The sequence below is a fragment of the Streptomyces sp. SUK 48 genome, assembly GCF_009650765.1.
GTDB lineage: Bacteria > Actinomycetota > Actinomycetes > Streptomycetales > Streptomycetaceae > Streptomyces.
In genome coordinates this window covers 7335194-7354538 of sequence record NZ_CP045740.1, presented here as the reverse complement: position 1 = coordinate 7354538, position 19345 = coordinate 7335194, and the positions used below count along the sequence as shown (strand labels likewise).

15 protein-coding genes are annotated in these 19345 nt (G+C 72.4%); 6 read left to right on the top strand and 9 right to left on the bottom strand.

Annotated features, from left to right (window positions below; genetic code table 11):
* Positions 1–30 precede the first annotated feature (30 nt).
* Entirely contained in the window at positions 31–1512 is a 1482-nt protein-coding gene (locus tag GHR20_RS32580; protein WP_153815222.1) for a hydrolase, read from the bottom strand.
* A 242-nt stretch (positions 1513–1754) separates the two neighbouring features.
* Between GHR20_RS32580 and GHR20_RS32575 the strand changes: the two genes are divergently transcribed.
* Positions 1755–2018 carry a GlsB/YeaQ/YmgE family stress response membrane protein gene (locus GHR20_RS32575; protein WP_111583710.1) on the top strand — a complete coding sequence of 88 codons (264 nt, stop codon included), beginning with the start codon at positions 1755–1757 and terminating at the stop codon, positions 2016–2018.
* Between the two features lie 7 nt (positions 2019–2025).
* Here GHR20_RS32575 and GHR20_RS32570 read toward each other — a convergent pair whose 3' ends face one another.
* The 3 genes from GHR20_RS32570 to GHR20_RS32560 form a co-directional block, all read right to left on the bottom strand.
* Positions 2026–2811 (bottom strand): GNAT family N-acetyltransferase, encoded by a 786-nt coding sequence (locus tag GHR20_RS32570; protein ID WP_153815221.1) that lies wholly within the window; start codon positions 2809–2811, stop codon positions 2026–2028.
* Positions 2812–2861: 50 nt separating this feature from the next.
* Positions 2862–3716, bottom strand: coding sequence for a GNAT family N-acetyltransferase (locus GHR20_RS32565; protein ID WP_153815220.1), 855 nt, complete (start codon positions 3714–3716; stop codon positions 2862–2864).
* 277 nt (positions 3717–3993) lie between these two features.
* The gene (locus GHR20_RS32560) at positions 3994–4641 is read right to left on the bottom strand and encodes a chaplin (protein ID WP_153815219.1); all 648 of its coding nucleotides are present in this window, start codon (positions 4639–4641) and stop codon (positions 3994–3996) included.
* A gap of 297 nt (positions 4642–4938) precedes the next feature.
* Here GHR20_RS32560 and GHR20_RS32555 point away from each other — a divergent pair, with 297 nt between their 5' ends.
* Both GHR20_RS32555 and GHR20_RS32550 read left to right on the top strand, forming a co-directional pair.
* A complete protein-coding gene (locus GHR20_RS32555) occupies positions 4939–6567 on the top strand; it encodes an alpha/beta hydrolase (protein WP_153815218.1) in 1629 nt (542 codons plus the stop codon).
* Between the two features lie 52 nt (positions 6568–6619).
* The gene (locus GHR20_RS32550) at positions 6620–7318 is read left to right on the top strand and encodes a DUF4232 domain-containing protein (protein WP_153815217.1); all 699 of its coding nucleotides are present in this window, start codon (positions 6620–6622) and stop codon (positions 7316–7318) included.
* A gap of 9 nt (positions 7319–7327) precedes the next feature.
* On the opposite strand, the gene asnB is transcribed toward GHR20_RS32550, so the two are convergent.
* Positions 7328–9169, bottom strand: coding sequence for an asparagine synthase (glutamine-hydrolyzing) (gene asnB, locus GHR20_RS32545; RefSeq protein ID WP_111583473.1), 1842 nt, complete (start codon positions 9167–9169; stop codon positions 7328–7330).
* Between the two features lie 416 nt (positions 9170–9585).
* Between asnB and GHR20_RS32540 the strand changes: the two genes are divergently transcribed.
* On the top strand, positions 9586–10680 hold the full coding sequence (locus tag GHR20_RS32540; RefSeq protein ID WP_153815216.1) for a chemotaxis protein: 1095 nt from the start codon (positions 9586–9588) through the stop codon (positions 10678–10680).
* Between the two features lie 116 nt (positions 10681–10796).
* On the opposite strand, the gene GHR20_RS32535 is transcribed toward GHR20_RS32540, so the two are convergent.
* Positions 10797–11507, bottom strand: coding sequence for a TetR/AcrR family transcriptional regulator C-terminal domain-containing protein (locus GHR20_RS32535; RefSeq protein WP_153815215.1), 711 nt, complete (start codon positions 11505–11507; stop codon positions 10797–10799).
* A 153-nt stretch (positions 11508–11660) separates the two neighbouring features.
* On the opposite strand from GHR20_RS32535, the gene GHR20_RS32530 reads away from it, so the two are divergent.
* Positions 11661–13103 carry a serine hydrolase domain-containing protein gene (locus tag GHR20_RS32530; protein WP_153815214.1) on the top strand — a complete coding sequence of 481 codons (1443 nt, stop codon included), beginning with the start codon at positions 11661–11663 and terminating at the stop codon, positions 13101–13103.
* Between the two features lie 171 nt (positions 13104–13274).
* On the opposite strand, the gene GHR20_RS32525 is transcribed toward GHR20_RS32530, so the two are convergent.
* Positions 13275–15299, bottom strand: coding sequence for a phospholipase C, phosphocholine-specific (locus GHR20_RS32525; RefSeq protein WP_153815213.1), 2025 nt, complete (start codon positions 15297–15299; stop codon positions 13275–13277).
* Positions 15300–15450: 151 nt separating this feature from the next.
* Positions 15451–15864 carry an SsgA family sporulation/cell division regulator gene (locus GHR20_RS32520; protein WP_153815212.1) on the bottom strand — a complete coding sequence of 138 codons (414 nt, stop codon included), beginning with the start codon at positions 15862–15864 and terminating at the stop codon, positions 15451–15453.
* Between the two features lie 363 nt (positions 15865–16227).
* Between GHR20_RS32520 and GHR20_RS32515 the strand changes: the two genes are divergently transcribed.
* Positions 16228–17682: a SpoIIE family protein phosphatase gene (locus tag GHR20_RS32515; RefSeq protein ID WP_153815211.1), complete on the top strand. Its 1455-nt coding sequence runs from the start codon at positions 16228–16230 to the stop codon at positions 17680–17682.
* Between the two features lie 27 nt (positions 17683–17709).
* On the opposite strand, the gene GHR20_RS32510 is transcribed toward GHR20_RS32515, so the two are convergent.
* Positions 17710–19203, bottom strand: a complete 1494-nt coding sequence (locus GHR20_RS32510; RefSeq protein WP_111583480.1) for a hypothetical protein — start codon at positions 19201–19203, stop codon at positions 17710–17712.
* Between the last annotated feature and the right edge of the window lie 142 nt (positions 19204–19345).

The following is a 19345-nucleotide window of genomic DNA, read 5'->3' as shown; positions in this document are numbered from 1 at the left end:
CGGACCCACCCCCCTCGCGTGCGCGGGCGCTCAGCTCACGTTGAGCGCGGTGTCGTCCACGACGAACGAGGTCTGGTACTTGGAGCCCTCGGTGCCGGTGAACTGAAGGGTGATGTTCTGTCCGGCGTAGCCGCTGAGGTCGAAGCTGCGCTGGGTGTAGCCCGAGCCGGCGTTGAGGTTCGAGTACGTCGCCAGGGTGCCCAGCACCGTGCCGGAGCCGTTCAGCACCTGCACCTTGAGGGTGTCGTAGGCGGTGGTGGTCGAGGTCTCGGCCGTGTCGACGTGCAGGTAGAAGCTCAGCTTGGCCGAGGTGCAGCCCGCCGGGACGGCCACCGGCTGGGAGAGCGTGTCGGTGGTGGCGGTGCCGTAGCCGTCGAGCCAGGCGTAGTACGAACCCGAGTGGGCCGACTCGCCCGCGGCGTTGGTGATGACCTTGCCGGACGCGCTCCAGGTGGTGTCGCCCGACTCGAAGCCGTTGTTGCCGAGCAGCTGGCCCGCGGTGCAGGTGCCGGTGCCGCCGCCACCCGTGCCACCGCCGCCGGTGCCACCACCGGTCCCGCCGCCGGTGCCGCCGGCACCGGCGAGCCACGCGGTGGCGTTCAGGGCGAGCGGCGCGTTGGTGGCGCCGGTGTCGTTCCAGCCGTCGTACAGGGTGTTGCCGGAGCTGCCGGTGCCGTCGTCGATCGGGGAGCTGTCGCCCCAGAACGCGACGCGTCCGGCGCCGAAGGTGCTGGTCAGGAAGAAGGCACCGGTGTTGCCCGAGTAACCGCTGCGGTAGACCAGGCCCTTGGCGGCCGCGTTGTCGGCGGGCTTGAGGGTGGCGGTCGTACCGTCGGCGAACAGGCTCTTGGTGACCTTGCCGAAGGAGCCGTTCAGCACCGGGTCGGTGCTGTCGCTGATCGCGGCCGGATAGCCGGACTTGACGTCCAGCGCGTCGATGGAGAAGCCGAACGGGTCGGTGTTGTCCACGCCGTTGTTCGTCATCAGGTCGTTGAGGATCTCGACCGCGTCGTTGCCGTCGTTGTTGCGGTCGGCACCGGTGTGGTCGGAGATCATGAACAGCCCGCCGCCGTTCTTCACGAAGTTCATGATCGCCGTCTTCTCGGCGGTGGTGAACATCGTGTTGGGCTCCGGCAGGACCAGCTCGTCGAAGTTCGACAGGTCCTGCGCGGACGAGCCGCCGTAGGTCAGGCTCTGGCCGGAAGGCAGCGTCTTCAGGCTGTAGTCGCCGGTCTTCTGGAGCGCCACGCCCCAGGAGGAGAGCGCGCCGGTCCAGTCCGTCTCGGACTGCGGGCTGGCGTTCTGGGCCAGCGGGTCGGGCTGGCTGGTGGAGATGACCCAGTCGGCGTTGCCGGCCGTCTCGGCGTGGGCGTTGTCGAACAGCACGCGGTGCGTGGTCGCCGCCTGAACGGGGGCGCTCGCACCGACCTGGACGGCGGCTCCGGTCAGGAGCAGGCCGAAACCGGCGAGTGCGGTGGTGACTCTGCGTCGGGATCTCGTGGATCCGAGCATCCGGCGAACCTCCGTTGTGGGGTGTGGGGTGTGGGGTGTGGGGTGTGGGGAGAGGGAGTTGCGGCACCAAGTCTGCGCGCGTAGAACCCGCTTGAGGGTTCTACACGCGTCGATGGCTTGAAAGGTACATGGCATGAAGCGCCGGTGAACAGAAAGACCCGGCAATAAAGCGCGCCGGACTGTCCGCGCCCGCAGCGGGCACCTTTCCCAGGGACGGGTGCACGCCGTACAGAGGGGTGGAGATGGAGATTTCAGGCATCATCAGCGCGATCGTCATCGGCCTGATCATCGGCGTTCTGGGCCGGCTGGTCGTCCCGGGGCGGCAGCACATCGGGGTGCTGTGGACCATCGTCGTCGGCATCGTGGCCGCGCTGATCGGCTCCGCGATCGCGGCGGGGCTCGGGGTCGCGGACACCAAGGGGCCCGACTGGATCGAGTGGCTCATCCAGATCGCCCTGGCGGCGGTGGGGATCGCCGCCCTCGACCGGGCGTTCGCACGCCGTTGACGTACCGTCAGCTTCCCGTGATCTCGTAAAGGTACGGGGTCGTGGTGCTCAGCGCGAGGAAGCCGAGCCGCTCCAGGATGGGGCGGCTCATCGGCGAGGCGTCGACCTGGAGGTAGCGGCAGCCGCGGGTGGCGGCGATCCGGGCGCGGTGGGCGACGAGGGCGCGGTACAGGCCCCGGCCCCGCCACGCCTCGGCGGTGCCGCCGCCCCACAGACCGGCGAACGGGGTGCCGGGCAACAGTTCCATCCGGGCGGCGCTGACGGTCTCCGTCCCGGCCAGCGCGACGACGACGGCCATCGCACCGGGATCGGCGGCCAGTTGGTCGAGCAGCCGCCGGCGCATCCGGGTCCCGTCGGTCCCGAACGCCTTCTCGTGCGTCTCGATGAAGAGGTCGACGCCCGCCTCGTCCACGACCTCCACCAGCCGCACGCCCTCGGGGAGCCGGGCGTCCAGGTCGAGCCGGTCGATCTCGCCGATCATCAGCGTCTCGGCCGGCTCGGCGCGAAATCCGGCCGCGGTCAGCCGGGCGCCGAGGTCGGCGGGCCGGTCGTGGCTGTAGAGCTTCCACTCGAAGTCGTGGCCGAGGGCGGTGAAGGCGGCGATCTGCTCCTGGATCGCCGCGTCCGCGCCCGCCTCGTCGAGGCCGGTCCACAGCACACCGTTCCAGCCGTGCGCGTCGGCGAGCTGCCGCACCACCTCCCCGACGCGTTCGACACGGGCGCCGGGTCCGTCGGGGACGGCGTGTCGGCGCAGGTCGCGGTCGTACAGGGCGAGGATCTCGTTCTTCTCCATGGCCGCCCACCCGATCACGCGGGAGGGGGCGCGGCAACGCGTTTACCCGCTTAGCCCAGTTCGAGGGTGGTCACGCCGAAGACGCGGTCCTGGGCATGGGCGCGGACCGGGCCGGTGTACATGCGGGCCGTCTCGAAGGAGGGGGTGAGCCCGGCGGCCTCGGCGAGGGCGGTACCGGCGGCGTTGGGTTCGGGTACGTCGATGGCGAGTTCGCGGCCTGCGGCCTCCCGGGCCAGCGCGGCGAACAGGGCGCGGGCGTCCTCGGCGGTGTCCGCGAAGAGCGGGCCGACGCGCAGGCCCTCGCGGGCGGGGCGGATCACGCCGTACCCGGTGAGGCGCCCGTCGTGGTGGCGTACGGCGGTGTGGTGGCCCGGGGCGGTGAGCCACTCGGCGAGGAAGCGGGGGCGGTCGGCGGGGTGGCAGGCGCTGTCGTAGGCGGTGATCGCGGCGAGGTCGGCGGGCTCGGCCCGGCGGACTCCCCCGGGGGTGTCCGTCTCGGGGGCGGTGCCGGTGAACCGGACGGTGCGGTAGGCGAGCTGGAAGCCGGACTGGCGGTAGTTGTCCTGCTGGGCGACGACTCCGTCGAGGCCGATGGTGCGGGTGCCGGCATGGGCCAGGGCGGTCTTCCAGGTGGTGAGGCCGTGTCCCTGGCCGCGCAGGTCGGGGCGGACGAGGTAGCAGCCGAGGAAGGCGTAGTCGGCGCCGTAGGTGACGACGGAGACGGCCGAGACCGGCTCTCCGTCGATCCGGCCGAGGAAGAAGCCCTCGGGGTCCTGGGCGAAGAACGCGGGTCCGTCGGCGAGTCCGGGGTTCCAGCCCTCCGCCGCCGCCCACCCGCTGATCACCGGCCAGTCGGCGAGGCCGGCCCGGGTGACGACGAGGTCGTGGGGGGCGGGAGAAGTCATCGGCGCGCTCCATTGCGTCGGGGGCCGGCCGCCGTACCGGACGGCCCGTGTCCGCAGCATCCTCGCGGATCAACGGCCCTCGCACCACGGGGAGATCAGCCGACCGGCACCGGCCGAGGTGCGGCAAGCGCCCGTCGACGCGCCCGCTGCCGAGCGGTGCCCGCCTGTGGAGGTGCCCTCGCTGTGCGGGTGTGTGCCGCGAGACTCCACCGGGCCGGCGTCCGGTCGGCTGCTGGACGGTGGGGGCCCGGTGACCGGTGGAGGGTCAGGGTGGGGGTCAGCGCATACGGCTCGGGCGGAAGCGGCGGTAGAGGATGGTGCCCGTGAGCAGCAGCGCCGCGCTGCCGGCCGCCGCGGGGGTGGTCAGGTCCGTACCGGTGTGGGCCAGCGAGGCGGTGACCGGCTCCGGCGCGGGCCGCGGGGTGTGCGGCTTGGCCGGGTGGGACTTGGGCGGGGCCGGTGGCCGCGGGGTGGGCGCCACCGGGTGGCTCGGGGTCTCGCCGCCGCCGTTGACGGAGGTGTTGCCCATGGCCGGGTTGAGCAGGCCCACCACATTGACGCTGTTGCCGCTGACATTCACCGGCAGGTCGACGGGGAGCTGGATCCCGTTGCCCGAGATCGCTCCCGGGGAGTGGTGGACGGCGCCGTGGGCCGCGGCCCCGCCGGAGGTGGTCGAGCCGCCCCTGGCCGCACCGGCCTCGTTCGCGCACGTGTTGCCCATGGCGGGGTTCAGCAGCCCCACCACGTCGACCGTGTTGCCGCACACGTTCACCGGGACGTCCACCGGCAGCTGGATGCCGTTGCCGGAGATCAGTCCGGGCGAGCCGGCCGCGACACCGTCGGCGCTCGCGCCGTCGGCCGCGAACGCGGCGGACACCGGCCACGCCAGGGCCATCGCACCGGAGGCGGCGACGGCGGCGATCACACCGTTTCGGGTAGCCCGTCTCATTGGTTCCTGCCTTCCAGACAAGTTCACGGGCAGTCACCCGCACCCGGTAAAACGCGGGCGAACCAGTCCAGTTATGGCCCATCGGGCTTTCACCCCATCGAGTGGCACCGTCGATAAACCGCTTGTAAGGCCGATGAATGATCACCAATCGGGCGCGGAGCATACGGCACCCGGCCCCGTTCCGCTCGCCCGGAGGCGGGCCGAACGGGGCCCACTTATGGTGAGCGAAAGGGCGCCGTCCCGGTCCGCTGCGGGCGCCTCGGGAGGCGATCGATGCTGGCCAAGCTGTGCACGCGGTCCGCGGTGCGGCGCTGTGCGGGTACCGGAGTCCTCGCCCTGGCGCTGCTCGGCTCCGCACTGCCCGCACCCGCGACCGCGGCCCCGGCACCGGCCGCGGCGGGCCGCCCCGACCTGTCCCGGTTCTACCGGCAGAAGGTGGCCTGGGGCGCCTGCGCGGGCCCGGGGATGCCGCGGGACATGCAGTGCGGGAAGGTGACGGTCCCGCTGGACTACGCCCGTCCCGCGACCGGCACGCTCGATCTCGCGCTGGCCCGCTATCGCGGCACCGGCCGGTCCCCTCATTCGGTGCTGCTGAACTTCGGCGGCCCCGGCGGCGCCGGGGTGAACGAACTGGCGTACGGCGGAAAGCAGTTCATGGAACTGACCAACGGCTACGACGTGGTCACCTTCGACCCGCGCGGCGTCGGCCGCTCCTCCCCCGTCAGCTGCGGCGACGGCGGCGACCAGGGCGCGGCCGTCACCGGCGCGGACGCCGACCTCGCCCATCCCCAGGCGCTGCTGCGGCGGTTGCGGCAGAGCGCGGACGCGTGCGCGCGCAGTTCCGGTGCCGTGCTGCCGTACATAGGGACGGTGAACGCCGCCCGGGACCTGGACGTGATCCGCCAAGCCCTCGGTGAGCGGAAGCTCAACTACCTGGGATTCTCCTACGGGACACGGCTCGGCTCGGTGTACGCGGCCCAGTTCCCGCACCGCGTGGGGCGGATGGCGCTGGACGGCGTGGACACCCTGACCGAGTCGCTCGCCGAGCAGGGTGTCGACGGGGCGCGCGGGCAGCAGACCGCGCTGGAGGACTTCCTGGACTGGTGCGCGCGGGACACCGGCTGCCCGTTCGGGCGGGACCGGCGCACGGCGGGCGACACGGTGGTCCGGCTGGTGCGCTCGCTGGACCGGCGCCCGGTCACGACGGACGGCGGCGACCCGTTCTCCGGGCAGGACCTGGTGGCCGCCATCGTGCAGGCCCTGTACAGCAAGGACCTGTGGCCGCAGCTGGAGCGGGCGCTGGGCTCGCTGACCCGGGACGGGGACCCGCGGGGCATCATGGGCTTCGCCGCCGGCGGCGCCGGGCCGGTCCTGGGCCGGGGTGCCCCCCGGCACGACGGACTGGTCGACCCCCAGGACGTACCGGCCGACAATCTCCAGGCCGCCCTGATGGCGATCAACTGCGCGGACGACCCCGACCGGCCCTCCGCCGCCCGGATCGCCGGGGACCTGAAGCGGCTGCGGGCCGCGTACGACGAGGCGTCCCCCGTCTTCGGCCGCTACCGGCTCACCCAGGTGCTGATGTGCTACGGCCGCCCCAGGGGCAGCGACTTCATCCGCACCGGGGTGAAGGACGTCGACACGCCGCGGATGCTGCTGGTGGGCACCCGCGGCGACCCGGCGACGCCGTACCCGTGGGCCGTCAGGACCGCGCAGCGGCTCGGCCCCGCGGCCGTCGTCCTCGACAACAAGGGCGACGGGCACACCGGCTACGGCTCCTCCGTGTGCGTGCACCGCACGGTGGACGACTTCCTGCTCCACGGCTCCCTGCCCGCGTACGGCAGCTCCTGCCCGGCGGACGGGAAGGAGTGGAGCGTCTTCCCGAACCGCATCGACCGATGAAGGCACCGGCCGCCGACCGGCGTCCGTGACCGCGACCGGAGGGACACCCATCATGCGCATGCGCGCCGCCATCGCCGTACCCGCCGCTTCCGCCGCCGTGGCGGCCCTGCTGCTGACCGCGCCGCCGGGACAGGCGGCCGCCCGGGCCCCACGGGTGGCACCCTGCGTCCAGGGGGAGCTGTCACTGCGGGCGGCCACCGTGCCGCACCGGTCCAACGTGGTGCGCGTCAGCGTCACCAACCGCAGCGGGCGCACCTGCGCCATCGACCGGGTGCCGCTGGTGACGTTCGGCGGCCTGGACGGGGCCGCGCTCCCGGTGTCGGGGGACGGCACGGGCCGGCTGCGGCTCGCGGCGGGCGCGACCGTCCACGCCGATGTGCGCACCATCGTGCGCGCGGCGGACCCGCAGGCCCGCCGGGCGGCGTCGGTCACCGTCGGCGACTGGACGGGCCGCTGGGGCCGCGTGTTCGCGCCCGCCCGGCTCGGCACCGGGTCCAAGGTGGCCGTGTGGGAGCCGGTGACGACGTCCTGGCAGCCCTCGGCGACGGCCGCGGACCGGGCACTGGGGCTCCGCGCGCAGACCCGGACGAGCCCGAAGCCGAAGCCGGCCCCGACGAAGACGACGCCGAGCCCGGCCCCGGCCACCACGACGCCGAGCCCGACGGCCCCGGCCAGCCCGAGCCCGGCCGGTTCCTCGCCGACGAGCCCGGTCAGCCCGGCCGCGACCAGCCCGAGTCCCAGCCCCAGCTGAGCGGGCCGCTCAGCCGAGGACGAGTTCCGGCGCGTACAGGTCCAGCCACTGCGCGAGGTCCAGGGTGCGTTCCAGGCCGCGCCGGGCCGCCTGGTCGGACACCGGGGCCTCGCGTTCGGCGGCCTTGCGCACCCGGTCCCGGTCCACCAGGTCGAAGACCCGGTGGGCGGGCCGGGCCAGCAGGTCCTTGGCCTGCTCCTGGAGGGCGCGGGCGTAGCGCGGGTCCTGGGTGGACGGGTAGGGGCTCTTGACCCTGTCGTACACGCTCTGCGGCAGGACGTCCCTGGACGCCTCGCGCAGCAGGCTCTTCTCCCGGCCGTCGAAGGACTTCAGGGCCCAGGGGGCGTTGAACACGTACTCGACCAGGCGGTGGTCGCAGAACGGCACCCGCACCTCCAGGCCGGTGGCCATGCTCATCCGGTCCTTGCGGTCGAGCAGGATGCGCACGAACCGGGTGAGGTGCAGATGGCAGATCTGCCGCATCCGGAACTCGAAGTCGCTCTCCCCGGCGAGGCGTTCGATGCCCGCGACGGCCGTACGGTAGCCGTCGGCCGTATACGCGTCCAGGTCGAGGCTCTTCAGCAGGTCGGTGCGCAGCACGTCGGAGTCGTCGCCGAAGTGGCGGCCGAAGCGCACCAGCCAGGGGAAGGTGTCGGCGCTGCGGGCGTCCTCGTCGAAGAACTGGAGATAGCCGCCGAAGACCTCGTCGGCGGACTCGCCGGACAGGGCGACCGTGGACTTCTGCCGGATGGCGCGGAAGAGCAGCAGCAGTGAGGCGTCCATGTCGCCGAAACCGGTCGGCAGGTCACGGGCCCGGATGACGTGTTCGCGCACGGCGGGGTCGGCGAGGGCCTCGGCGTCGAGCACGATGTCCTGGTGCTCGGTGCGGGAGCGCCGGGCGACGTCGTGCACGAAGGGGGTGTCGGGGGTGCCGCGCAGTTCGTCGGCGACGAAGTTCTCGGTCTGGCCGACGAAGTCGACGGCGAAGGAGCGCACCGTCTCGCCCTGTTCGGCCAGTTGACGGGCGGCGATGGCGGTCATGGCGGAGGAGTCGAGGCCGCCGGAGAGCAGGGTGCAGCGGGGCACGTCGGCGACGAGCTGGCGGCGCACGATGTCGTCCAGCAGGGTGCGCACGGTGGCGATGGTGGTGTCGCGGTCGTCCTCGTGCGGGCGGGTCTCCAGCCGCCAGTAGACGCGGGTGGACAGTCCGGAGCGGTCGAGGGTGACGACCGTGCCGGGCTCCACCTCGCGCATGCCGTCCCAGACGGCGTGCCCGGGGGTCTTGATCATCACGAGCAGCTCGCGCAGCCCGTCGAGGGTCACCCGGGGGCGGGCCAGCGGGTTGGCGAGGATCGCCTTGGGCTCGGAGCCGAACAGGACGCCGTCGGGCGTGCGATAGTAGTAGAACGGCTTGATGCCCATGCGGTCGCGGATCATCACGAGCTTGTCGCGGCGGCCGTCCCAGAGGGCGAACGCGTACATGCCGTTGAGGCGTTCGGCGAGCGCGTCGCCCCATTCGACGTAGGCGTGCAGGACCACCTCGGTGTCGGAGTCGGTGGTGAACCGGTGGCCGCGGTCGGTCAGTTCGCGGCGCAGCTCGGTGAAGTTGTAGGTCTCGCCGGAGTAGACCAGCGCGACGGTGCCCTCGGGGGTCGCGAGGGACATCGGCTGGCGGCCGCCGGGCAGGTCGATGATGGCGAGCCGGCGGTGGCCCAGGGCGGCGGGCCCCTCGGCCCAGGTGCCGCGGTCGTCCGGGCCGCGGCAGGCCATCGTCTCGGTCATCGCATGCAATGTGGTGGCCTCGGCGCTCAGGTCACGATCGAAGGACACCCATCCGGTGATGCCGCACATGTGCTGCCTCCAGCCTCCGGCCGACCGCCGGTGCCGCGCTCGTCTGCGCTTTCGCGAGGGCCGCGGCGCCGGCCGACGAACCAGTTGTATCGAGCACCTATATGACGAGCCTCCGCCCGCGCCCGGCGCCGGTCAACGCGGACGCAACACGGCCGCAACCGGCCGTCCGATGGTTTCGGCCGCGTTTTGCCTCCGTGAGGTCCGGTATGCGCTGCGCGGGAGCGCCACAGGCACGGAGAACCGGCCATCGGCAAAAATTTCCCCAAGTGCCGCGCGCCGCCTGGCGTTGTGATCAATTACCACTCCGGCACCCGGGCGGCCTGGCCACCGGGGCACCGCGGGCGCGTCCCGGCACGCGGTCATACGTTCCGAATACCCCGAATGCCGTACATGTGAATCAGCCCTATGGTGCTGTCATGGAGCACGCACTGAGTCCCGCAACCCTTGCCGAACTGCGGCGTCCGCGGCCCTATCCGGCGGTGTCGGTGCTGACCCCGACACACCGCCGCGGAGCCGGCAGCGACCAGGATCCGGTCCGGCTGCGCAATGTGCTGGCCGAGGCCCGCAAGCGCCTGGAGGCCGATCCGGCCGTGACCCGGGAGCGGCGGGCGGACGTGGACGCCCAGCTCGACCGGGCGCTCGCCGAGGTGGATCTCGCGCATGCCGAGGACGGTCTGGTGATCTTCGCGGCGCCGGGCGAGCACCAGGTCTGGTCGCTGGCCCGCAGCGTTCCCGAGCGCGTGGTGCTCGCGGACACCTTCCTCACCCGCAATCTGGTCGCCGCGCAGGCGGCCGAGCGGCCCTTCTGGGTGCTCTCGGTCTCGGCCGACCAGGTCACCCTGTGGAGCGGCGGCGCGGACCGGGTGGTGAAGGACCACACCGGGGGCTTCCCGCTGACCCGCAGCCGGCCGAACTTCGACGCCGAGCGGCAGGAGCGCATCGGCGATCTGCCGAGCACCTTCCAGGACGAGGGCACCCGCCAGTTCCTGCGCGAGGCGGACACCGCGATGGCCGCCGTCCTGCGCGAGGAGCCCCGCCCGCTGTACGTCACCGGCGAACGCGCGGCGCTCTCCCTGCTGGACGAGGCCGGCACGGTCGCCAGGGACGCGGTGCACGTGGGGCACGGCGGGCTCGCCCACTCCGGTCCCGAGGCGGTGTGGCAGGCCATCCGGCCGGTCCTTCGGGCGGAGGAGTCCAAGGGCGCCCACTCCGTCGTCGAGGAGCTGACCTCGGCCCGCGGCCACCGCACCTTCGCGGCGGGCCTGGACGAGCTGTGGCTCAGCGCCCGGGAGGGCCGGGTGCGGCTGCTCGCCGTGGAGGACGGCTACCGGGCCGTGGTCCGCGACGACGGCGACCACCTGGTGCCGGCCGACTCCGGCGATCTGGACGCCCGCGACGACATCGTGGACGAGATCGTGGAGCAGTGCCTGGAGACCGGCGCCGACGTCCGCTTCGTGCCGGACGGCACGCTGGGCGAGGAGGACGGGATCGCCGGAGTACTGCGGTTCTGACCCGCCCCCGCGACCCTTGAGCACGCGCTCCCCCGCCGACGTACGCCACGCGGCGATCGCCGGCGTGCCGGGAGCGCACGCAGGGGTGGGTCACCGGGTGCGCGGCGCGCGTCCTGTCACCGGCCGGTGGGGCGAGGACCACGGTCATCGCCTGGCGCGAGCCGGCCGGCGAGGCCGTCGAGGATTCGGTCGAGTCCATAGGCGAAGCGGTCCTCGCGCACCTGCCGCGGGTCCGTCTCCTCGCCGAAGTCCGGGCTGTGGTCCGACAGCCACGCGCGCTCGGGGACACCACTTCGGTCGATCAGTGAGAGATACGCGGCCTCGCTGGTGGCGATCCCGACCACGTAGGACATGAGTGCCCCCGCGGCCATGTCCTCCTCACCCGCGGGGAAACCGGCCGCCTCGAACTGCGCGAGGAGGCCCGAGGTCATGCGGACGGCGTTCGGGCCGACGTGGAGAAGGCCGACCTGGCCGAGTTCGGGGCCGACCCACGGGTGGCGCAGGACCATGGCCCGCAGGTCGACGGCGGCGCGGGTGACCGCCGTGCGCCAGGTCCCGCGGGTGGCGGCGGCCGGCGGGTCCATCTCGCCGAACACGTCGTCCACGGCCAGCTGGATCAGCTCGTCCCGATTGGCCACATGCCGGTAGAGGGAAGTGGCCCCGGCCTTCAGACAGGTCCCGAGTCTGCGCATGCTGAGCGCCTCGGCACCCTCCGCGTCCAGCAGCTCCACCGTCGCGGTCACGATCTGCTCCCGGGTCAGCTTCTCCCGCTGCGGGCGATGCGGACGTGTCCACACCGAGGTGATCGGCTTCGCGTCGGCAGACATGCTCGCTCGTTCCCATCGGTCGATCCGCTGCTTGTCGCCCCCCACCGTAGCCGACACCGTACGCATGTTGCGAAGGGCGATCCGAGATGCGTACAGTGTGCGCAACACGGAACGCTGTACGCCATCGAGGGGGAGTCAACTGTGCTGAACGGAATGAGTGCTGACGAACAGCGGAAGCGGAGTGCCGCAGGGGCGCGGGGGGCCCGGGACTCGGCCGGGTGGAGGCTGGATCGCGCCCGGTGGCAGGCCCGCCTCGACCAGCTCTGCGCCGAGCACCACGTGCCGGGCGCGTCCTTGGCCGTCCTCGCCCACGGGACCGTCCACGCATGGGCGAGCGGCGTCCTGCACCGGGGCACGGGCGTGGAGACGACGACCGATTCCGTCTTCCAGATGGGCTCGATAGCCAAGATCTACACGGCCACCCTGGTGATGCGGCTCGTCGAGTCCGGCCGGCTCGCCCTGGACGCCCCGGTCACGGACGTGCTGCCGGAGTTCTCGGCCGGTGGCCCCGAAGCGACCAGGATGATCACCATTCGCCGGCTGCTCAGCCACACGAGCGGGCTCACCTGCGACTTCAATCACGACAGCGGGCGCGGCGACGACTGCCTCGCCAAGTACGTCGAGGCCGCGAAGGACGTGGCGCTGGACTGCCCGCCCGGCAGCGCGATCTCGTACAGCAGCGTCGGCTACAACGTGCTCGGCCGGATCGTCGAGGTGGTGACCGGCAAGACGTGGGACGAAGCGCTCAAGGACCTGCTGCTGACCCCGCTCGGCCTCACCCACACCATGACCCTGCCCGAAGAGGCGCTGCGCTTCCGCGCGGCCATGGGGCATCTGGGCGAGCCGGGCCAGGATCCGGCACCGGCACCGCAATGGGACATGATGCCGCGATCGGCGGGCCCGTACGGCAGGGTCATCGCCACTGCGGGCGACCTCGTCCGGCTCGCGCGCATGCACCTCGCCGGCGGCGTGGCCGAGGACGGCACCCGCGTGCTCCTGGAAGAGACAGTCGCCCTGATGCGACGCCGGGTGGTGGACTGCCCCGACAAGTGGACCGTCAGCTCGGACGGCTGGGGTCTGGGCTGGACTCTGTACGACTGGAACGGCGTCGAGGGCTACGGCCACGACGGTGCCTCCATCGGGCAGTACGGCTATCTGCGCGTGGTGCCGTCGGCCGGTGTCGCCGTCGCGCTGCTCACCAACGGCGGCGGTGCGCGCGAGGTGTACGCGGCGCTCTACCGCGAGCTGCTCGCCGACCTGGCGGGCGTGACCATGCCCGGGTCCCTCACCCCGCCGGCCGCGCCCCCCGTGGTGGACTGGGCCCCGCTCGTCGGCACGTACCGGCGCGAGGGTGTGGTCATCACGGTGACCGAGAAGGACGGTGCCGGGCACGCGCTCTACGAGTTCGTCGACGGCATGAAGGACCTCTCGAAGCCCCTGCCGATCGACCTCTTGCCGGTCACGCCGACGGCCTTTGCCGGCACGGGCGTGGGTTCGGCCTTCAGCACGGACTACACACCGGTGATCTTCTCCAGCCTGCCCGACGGCACACGCTGCGTCTATATCGGCATGCGCTGCGCCCCCAGGGTCGGCTGATCGGCCCGCCCCGCCGCCAGCCGCTGTTCGTCTCTCCGCATGTCGGCGGCGGCGAGAACCAGTTCCGGCTTTGGTCCTCGCCGAGGCGGGGGTCCGGGCGGCGGCGGGCGGTGGCCGGGTGGCCGTCCTGCCCGCCCGTACTCGCCCCGCGCCCGGACCCGTACGCCGCGCTCAGCCGCTGACGCTGGCGGCGCCCGTCTCCAGGTGCCCGGTGAACCGGCGCGACCAGGTCGTGTCGGAGTCCACGGTGATCGTGAAGTCGTACCAGCCGTTGTTGTACGCGACGGCGTTGAAGAAGTCCTCCGTGGAGGCACCCGCGGCGACGGTGTACGTCCAGGGGCCGTCCGCGCGGTAGTGGTTGGAGGTGATGGTGAACTTCACCGCCGAAGAACCGGAGTTGGCCATCTTGAAGTAGACGGCGAGCTTCCCGCTGCCCGGCTCCACGGCGTAACGGACGCTCACCTCGGCGGACTTGCCCGCCTTGGTGGCGTCGCCCTGGAAGCGGCGCAGGAAGCGGTTGGGGCCGACCATCGACAGGTCGTACTTGCCGTCGCCGTAGCCCGAACCGATGTTGAAGAAGTCGGTGGCGGTGCCGCCCGCGTCCACCGTGTACTGCCAGGGGGTGGTGTCCCGGTAGGCGTTGGGGTGGATGGAGAAGTGGGCCGCGCGGGCGGCCGGACCGCCCTGGTTGGTCATCACGAACCAGGCGAGCGTCTTGCCGCCCGCGTCGAACTCCAGGCGGTCCAGATAGCCGCCCGGCTGGTACGGCAGCGCGCGGGCCGGGCGGGTGCCGGCCTCCTGTGCGGGCAGCGCGTTGTCGGTCGGCACGGGGTTGGGCAGCGACGTGCAGTTGTCGATGCCGATGACACTGGTCGCGGGCAGCGGCACCGGGCCCTTGACCGGGTGGGCGAAGTCGAACACGCCGGTGAGGTCGCCGCTCACCTTGCGTCGCCAGTCGCTGATGTTGGAGCACTTCGCGGGTGTGCCGAGGGCGGCCGTCCAGGTCTCCAGGAAGCGCAGCACCGAGGTGTGCTCGAAGACCTCCGAGGAGACCCAGCCGCCGCGCGTCCAGGGCGAGATGACGATCATCGGCACCCGGAAGCCGAAGCCGAACGGCACCCCGTTGAGGAACTCGCCGGCCGTGCCGGCGGGCGGGGACGGCGGGGGCACGTGGTCGAAGTAGCCGTCGTTCTCGTCGTAGTTGAGGAACATCACGGTGGAGTCGAAGACGTCCTCGTCGGCGGCGAGGGCCTGGTAGACGAGGTTGACGAAGTGGGCGCCGTCGCCGGGCGGGGCGTAGGGGTGCTCGGAGAACGCCTGGTTGGCGACCACCCAGGAGACCTGCGGGAGGGTGCCCGCCTGGACGTCGGCCTTGATGGCGGCGGCGATGTCGTCCGGGGTGGAACCGGTCACCTTCGGCACCGAGGACATGCCGCGGTCGTACAGCGGATCGCCGGCCTTGGCGCCCGCGAACGTGCTGAAGTAGGCGCAGGCGTTGTCGCCGTAGTTGTCCGCGGCGTTCTGGTAGACCTTCCAGCTCACCCCCGCCGCCTGGAGCGACTCGGCGTAGGTCTGCCAGGTGAGGCCGGACTCGTCGCCGCCGTCGTTGCTGGAGGAGTCGACCTTGCCGCTCCACAGGTACGTGCGGTTGGGACCGGTGGCGCTCAGCGTGGAGCAGAAGTAGGCGTCGCAGATGGTGTAGTTGTCGGCCAGCGCGTAGTGGAAGGGGATGTCGGAGCGGTCCAGGTAGCCGAGCGAGCGGACGTTGCCGACGCCCAGGACCCAGTTGTCCAGGCGGCCCTTGTTCCAGGCGGAGTGCTGCGAGGACCAGGAGTGCGGCAGGTCGCCGTTGCACTGCGCGAGGGTCTCGCCGTCCTTGCCGGCCGCCGACGGGGTGGCGCTGAGCTTCCACGGGTACTGGCGGGAGAGCAGGTTCGGCTGGTTGAAGACGGAGTACTTGCCGCCGAGGGTGATGCCGCTGCGGTCGTCGAAGCCGCGCACGCCCTTGAGGCGGCCGAAGTAGTGGTCGAAGCTGCGGTTCTCCTGCATCAGGATCACCACGTGCTTGACGTCCTTGATCGTGCCGGTCGCCGTGGTGGCGGCCGCCGCGGTGGTGCGCGTGGTGGCGCCCAGCGCCACTCCCGCCGCCACGGATGCGCCCAGCCCCACGAAGCCCCTTCGGCTGATCGGTGTCATTCGTCCGTCCTCGGTCACGGGAGTGCCCCTGCGGCACACCGCGGGCCAGGGTGCCCGCGCCGGTCGTCGGGGTCCATACCCGTGCGGTGAGGTAAAGGTGAACAATATTCAAAACCGGCCCGGGTCCACCGGGACAACTCCGGCGGACGCCTCACACCCCTCCGAACAGCGCGTTCAGCCCGCGCTCCACCACCGCCGCCACGTCCTCCTGCCCGGCCGCGACCACCTCGTAGGTGCGCACCAGGAAGCGGCGCAGGGTCGAGGTGGGGAACTGGAGCAGGGCGAGGCCGAAGGGCGAGTGGAACTCCAGTACGGTCCGGGTGCGGCCGTAGGGCCAGATCTGCACATCGCCGCGTCCGGCCGGGGTGCGCAGTCCCTGGTCCAGCAGGGAGCGCGCGAAGGTCCAGCTGACGTCCTCGCCCTCCAGCGCCGCCTCGGCCGGGAAGTCGACGAAGACGGCGAGCGGGTCACCGGTGGTGTAGCGCAGGGTGGCCGTGACGGGGATCTCCTGGTCGTCGGCGGTCACGAGCCGGGCGAGGGCGGGCAGTTCGATGGTGGTCTCCATGCCTTTATGGAGTGCGGAGAGGCCCTTCGCATGCCGCCAAATCCGGTCAGAGTTCGATGGGTACCGGCCGGTCCCGAACGGCGGGGAACACAAGAACGTCGAACAGGCGATTGACCGCCTGCTCCGGGGGCCTCGACGCACGACCGCCGGGTCCGTCAACTCCCGTAGGCCGTCTACGACTTGACTGCCCGACCGGGCACTCCGGGAGCGCCCGGGGCCGCTTCGGGAAGACTCTGGCATATGCCGGAAGCACCACCGTATCGTGTGTTGCCAAATCCCTTACGAGGCGTCCCGCGCTGTGCGAAAGTCGTTACGGTCCCCCGTCCCGCCCGGCCCTGCCGTCCCCTCGTTCGGAGTGCGAACATGCCGTCACCGGTCTCCGCGGACCGCCCCGCCGCCCAGCCGCCCGGGCCCGACCCGGTCGAGGCGCTGATCACGCGGGCGCGGCAGCTCAAGGGCGACGTGGACGCGGTGCGGCGGGACGTCCGCTGCGACGACACGGACCCCGAGGAACGCTGGCAGCGCGCTCTGTACGACCTGGCACTGCACCAACTCAGCGACCTGGACGCCCACTTGGCCCAGCTGCGCGACGGACCCGCGCCCCTGCCCCCGGCCGTCGAGCCCTCGGAGCCCACGGAGCCCGCCGAGGCGCACACCGTCCGCCCGGCCCCCGCCGGCGCCCCGCGCGGCGCGCTGCTCAGCCGGGTCGGCAGCGCGGAGTGGAACCTCCTCACCGACGAGGCGTCCTGGTCCGGGGAGCTGTACCGGATCCTCGGCCGCGACCCCGCCCTGCCCGCCCTCACCCTGGACGAACTGCCCTCGCTGGTCGTGGAGGCGGACCGGCCGAAACTGACCGGGATGGTCACGGACTGCCTGATCGACGGCCGCCCGATCGACGGCGAGTTCCGGGTGCGCCGCCCCGACGGCTCCGTGCGCAGCGTGCACATGATGGGCGAGCCGGTGCTCGGCGCCGACGGCGGCACCGTCTCGATGTGGGCCGTGCTGCGCGATGTCAGCGCGCTGCGCCGCAGCCGGCGCACGGTGCACGAGACGCATGACTCGCTCCGCCGGCACCGCCAGCGGGAGCAGACCGAGCACCGGGTCGCCACCGAACTCCAGGAGGCCGTGCTGCCGCCCTGGCGCGGCTCCCTGCGCCCCCCGCACCAGGGCCCGCGCACCCTGGACCTCGCCGCGTACCGGCTGCCCGCCGACGGCGGGACACCGATCGGCGGGGACTGGTACGACGCCCTGGAGCTGGCCGACGGCGAGACCCTGCTCAGCGTCGGCGACCTCACCGGGCACGGGGTGGCCGTCGCCTCCGGCATGGCCACCCTGCTCGGCGCGGTGCGCGGCATGGCGATGACCGGCACCCAGCCCGGTCAACTCCTCTCCCTGCTCAATCAGTTACTGGACGCCACGGTGCAGCCTGCCCTCGGCAGCGCCGTCTGCGCCCGCTACCGGCCCACCACCCGGACCCTGGTCTGGGGCCAGGCCGGACACCCCGCCCCGCTGCTGTTCCGGGACGGGACGGGGTGCGCGCTCGACGCTCCCGAGGGGGTGCTGCTCGGCGCCACCTCGGGTGCCGTCTACGGGCAGGCCGAGGTGATCCTCGTACCGGGCGACCTGCTCCTGCTGCACACCGAGGGACTGGTACCCGGGCACAGCCGGACGGCGGCCGCGGACCGGTTGCTGGGACTCGCCCCACGCTTCGACGACGCCCGGGACGCGCAGGACTGCGTGCGGGCGCTCGTGGAGGAGTTCGGCGGGACCGGGCGGGTGGACGACGCGTGTGTGCTCGTCGCCAGGGTCACGGCCTGAGCCGACACCCGTGTGGCCGACGGTCCCCTACGCCCGCGCGCTGTGCGCGCCCTTGCTCCTCGGCTTGGGCAGGGCGAGTCTGATCTCCTCCCGCAGTTCATGGATCTTCGGGTATCCGGCGTACTCCGCGGTGAGCCGGTACATCTGGCGCAGCCGGTCCCAGGTGCGGCGCGAGGAGTTCGCGCCCATCGACATCAGGGCGAGCCGCGCGTAGCGGTCGGCCTGCTCGGGGTCGTCGGCGATGAAGCAGGCCGACGCCATGGAGAGATGGTCGAAGATCTTCGAGCGCTCCCGGCCGTCGACGCGCAGCTCCAGGGCCTTGTCCGCGAAGTGCTGGGCGTGCACGGCCGCGCCCGGGTCGAACTCGGCCAGGGTGCGGTAGGCCAGGGCCTGCATGCCGTACAGGTCCTCGGCCTTGAAGGTCTGCATCCAGTCGAGGGGCTCGCCGTCGCCCCGGTCGGCCACGAACAGGTCCTCCGCCTGGCCGAGGGTGCGGCGCATCGCCTGGCCCTTGCCCAGCGCCGCCTGCGCCCACGCCTCGATGGTGTGGAACATCGCCTTGGTGCGCGGCTGGAGGCGCTCGCCCCCGCCGGACTGGGCGAGCTTCATCAGCTCCAGTGCTTCGCCGGGCCGGCCCAGATGGACCATCTGGCGGGCCGCCCGGGACAGCGCCTCCCCGGCACGCGGCCGGTCACCGCCCTCCCGGGCGGCGTGCGCCGCGATGACGAAGTACTTCTGCGCCGTGGGCTCCAGTCCGACGTCATGGGACATCCAGCCCGCGAGGACGGCCAGATTGGCGGCGACGCCCCACAGGCGCCGCTGGAGGTGAGGTGGATGGCGGTAGGCGAGCATGCCGCCCACCTCGTTGAGCTGGCCCACCACCGCCTTGCGCTGGAGGCCGCCGCCGCGGGCCGCGTCCCAGGCCCGGAACACCTCGACGGAGCGCTCCAGCTCCGCGACCTCCTCCGAGCCGATGGGGGCGGCCTCGTAGCGGTCGAAACCGGCGGGGTCGGCGTGCAGGGGGTCGTCCAGGGCGGGTCCGTCCGCCGTGAGGACCGGGTCGGTGTGCAGCCAGTCGTGCATGGCGCTGCTGAGTGTGGATCCCGCGGCGAGCGCGGCACCCGCGCCCACCAAGCCGCGTCGGTTGAGCATGAGGTCCATTCCCGTGAATTCGGTGAGGACCGCGGCGGTCCGCTCGGGCGCCCACGGCACTCCGTCGGGATGTTCCTCGATCCCGTCGCCCTGCCGTTTCCCTGCCCGCCCGTGGCGCACCAGACCGAGGTCCTCGATGGTCACGACACGGCCGAGACGCTCGGTGAACAGAGCCGCCAGCACCCGCGGCACGGGATCGCGCGGGATCTCTCCCATGTCGATCCAGCGCCGGACCCGGGAGGTGTCGGTCGCCAGTTGGGGGTGGCCCATGGCCGCCGCCTGCCTGTTGACCAGTCTCGCGAGTTCGCCCTTCGACCAGCCGGCCAGGCCGAACAGATCGGAAAGGCGGGTGTTGGGTCGTCCGCTCACGTCAAGCCCCCAGGTTCTCGGCTGAGTTGACAGTAGCCCGGTGAGAGTTGCCGGGCGACTATTCGCCAGGGTTCGCCAGGGTGCGCCAGATGGTGTGCCACGGGTCATCGGGTGTCAGGTAGGAAAGCGCCACCCCGACCCG

Bases quoted from the DNA above. Each gene is read 5' to 3' on its own strand.
- GHR20_RS32580 (WP_153815222.1), bottom strand. From the start codon at position 1,512: ATGCTCGGATCCACGAGATCCCGACGCAGAGTCACCACCGCACTCGCC.
- GHR20_RS32575 (WP_111583710.1), top strand. From the start codon at position 1,755: ATGGAGATTTCAGGCATCATCAGCGCGATCGTCATCGGCCTGATCATC.
- GHR20_RS32570 (WP_153815221.1), bottom strand. From the start codon at position 2,811: ATGGAGAAGAACGAGATCCTCGCCCTGTACGACCGCGACCTGCGCCGA.
- GHR20_RS32565 (WP_153815220.1), bottom strand. From the start codon at position 3,716: ATGACTTCTCCCGCCCCCCACGACCTCGTCGTCACCCGGGCCGGCCTC.
- GHR20_RS32555 (WP_153815218.1), top strand. From the start codon at position 4,939: ATGCTGGCCAAGCTGTGCACGCGGTCCGCGGTGCGGCGCTGTGCGGGT.
- GHR20_RS32550 (WP_153815217.1), top strand. From the start codon at position 6,620: ATGCGCATGCGCGCCGCCATCGCCGTACCCGCCGCTTCCGCCGCCGTG.
- asnB (WP_111583473.1), bottom strand. From the start codon at position 9,169: ATGTGCGGCATCACCGGATGGGTGTCCTTCGATCGTGACCTGAGCGCC.
- GHR20_RS32540 (WP_153815216.1), top strand. From the start codon at position 9,586: ATGGAGCACGCACTGAGTCCCGCAACCCTTGCCGAACTGCGGCGTCCG.
- GHR20_RS32535 (WP_153815215.1), bottom strand. From the start codon at position 11,507: ATGTCTGCCGACGCGAAGCCGATCACCTCGGTGTGGACACGTCCGCAT.
- GHR20_RS32530 (WP_153815214.1), top strand. From the start codon at position 11,661: ATGAGTGCTGACGAACAGCGGAAGCGGAGTGCCGCAGGGGCGCGGGGG.
- GHR20_RS32525 (WP_153815213.1), bottom strand. From the start codon at position 15,299: ATGACACCGATCAGCCGAAGGGGCTTCGTGGGGCTGGGCGCATCCGTG.
- GHR20_RS32520 (WP_153815212.1), bottom strand. From the start codon at position 15,864: ATGGAGACCACCATCGAACTGCCCGCCCTCGCCCGGCTCGTGACCGCC.
- GHR20_RS32515 (WP_153815211.1), top strand. From the start codon at position 16,228: ATGCCGTCACCGGTCTCCGCGGACCGCCCCGCCGCCCAGCCGCCCGGG.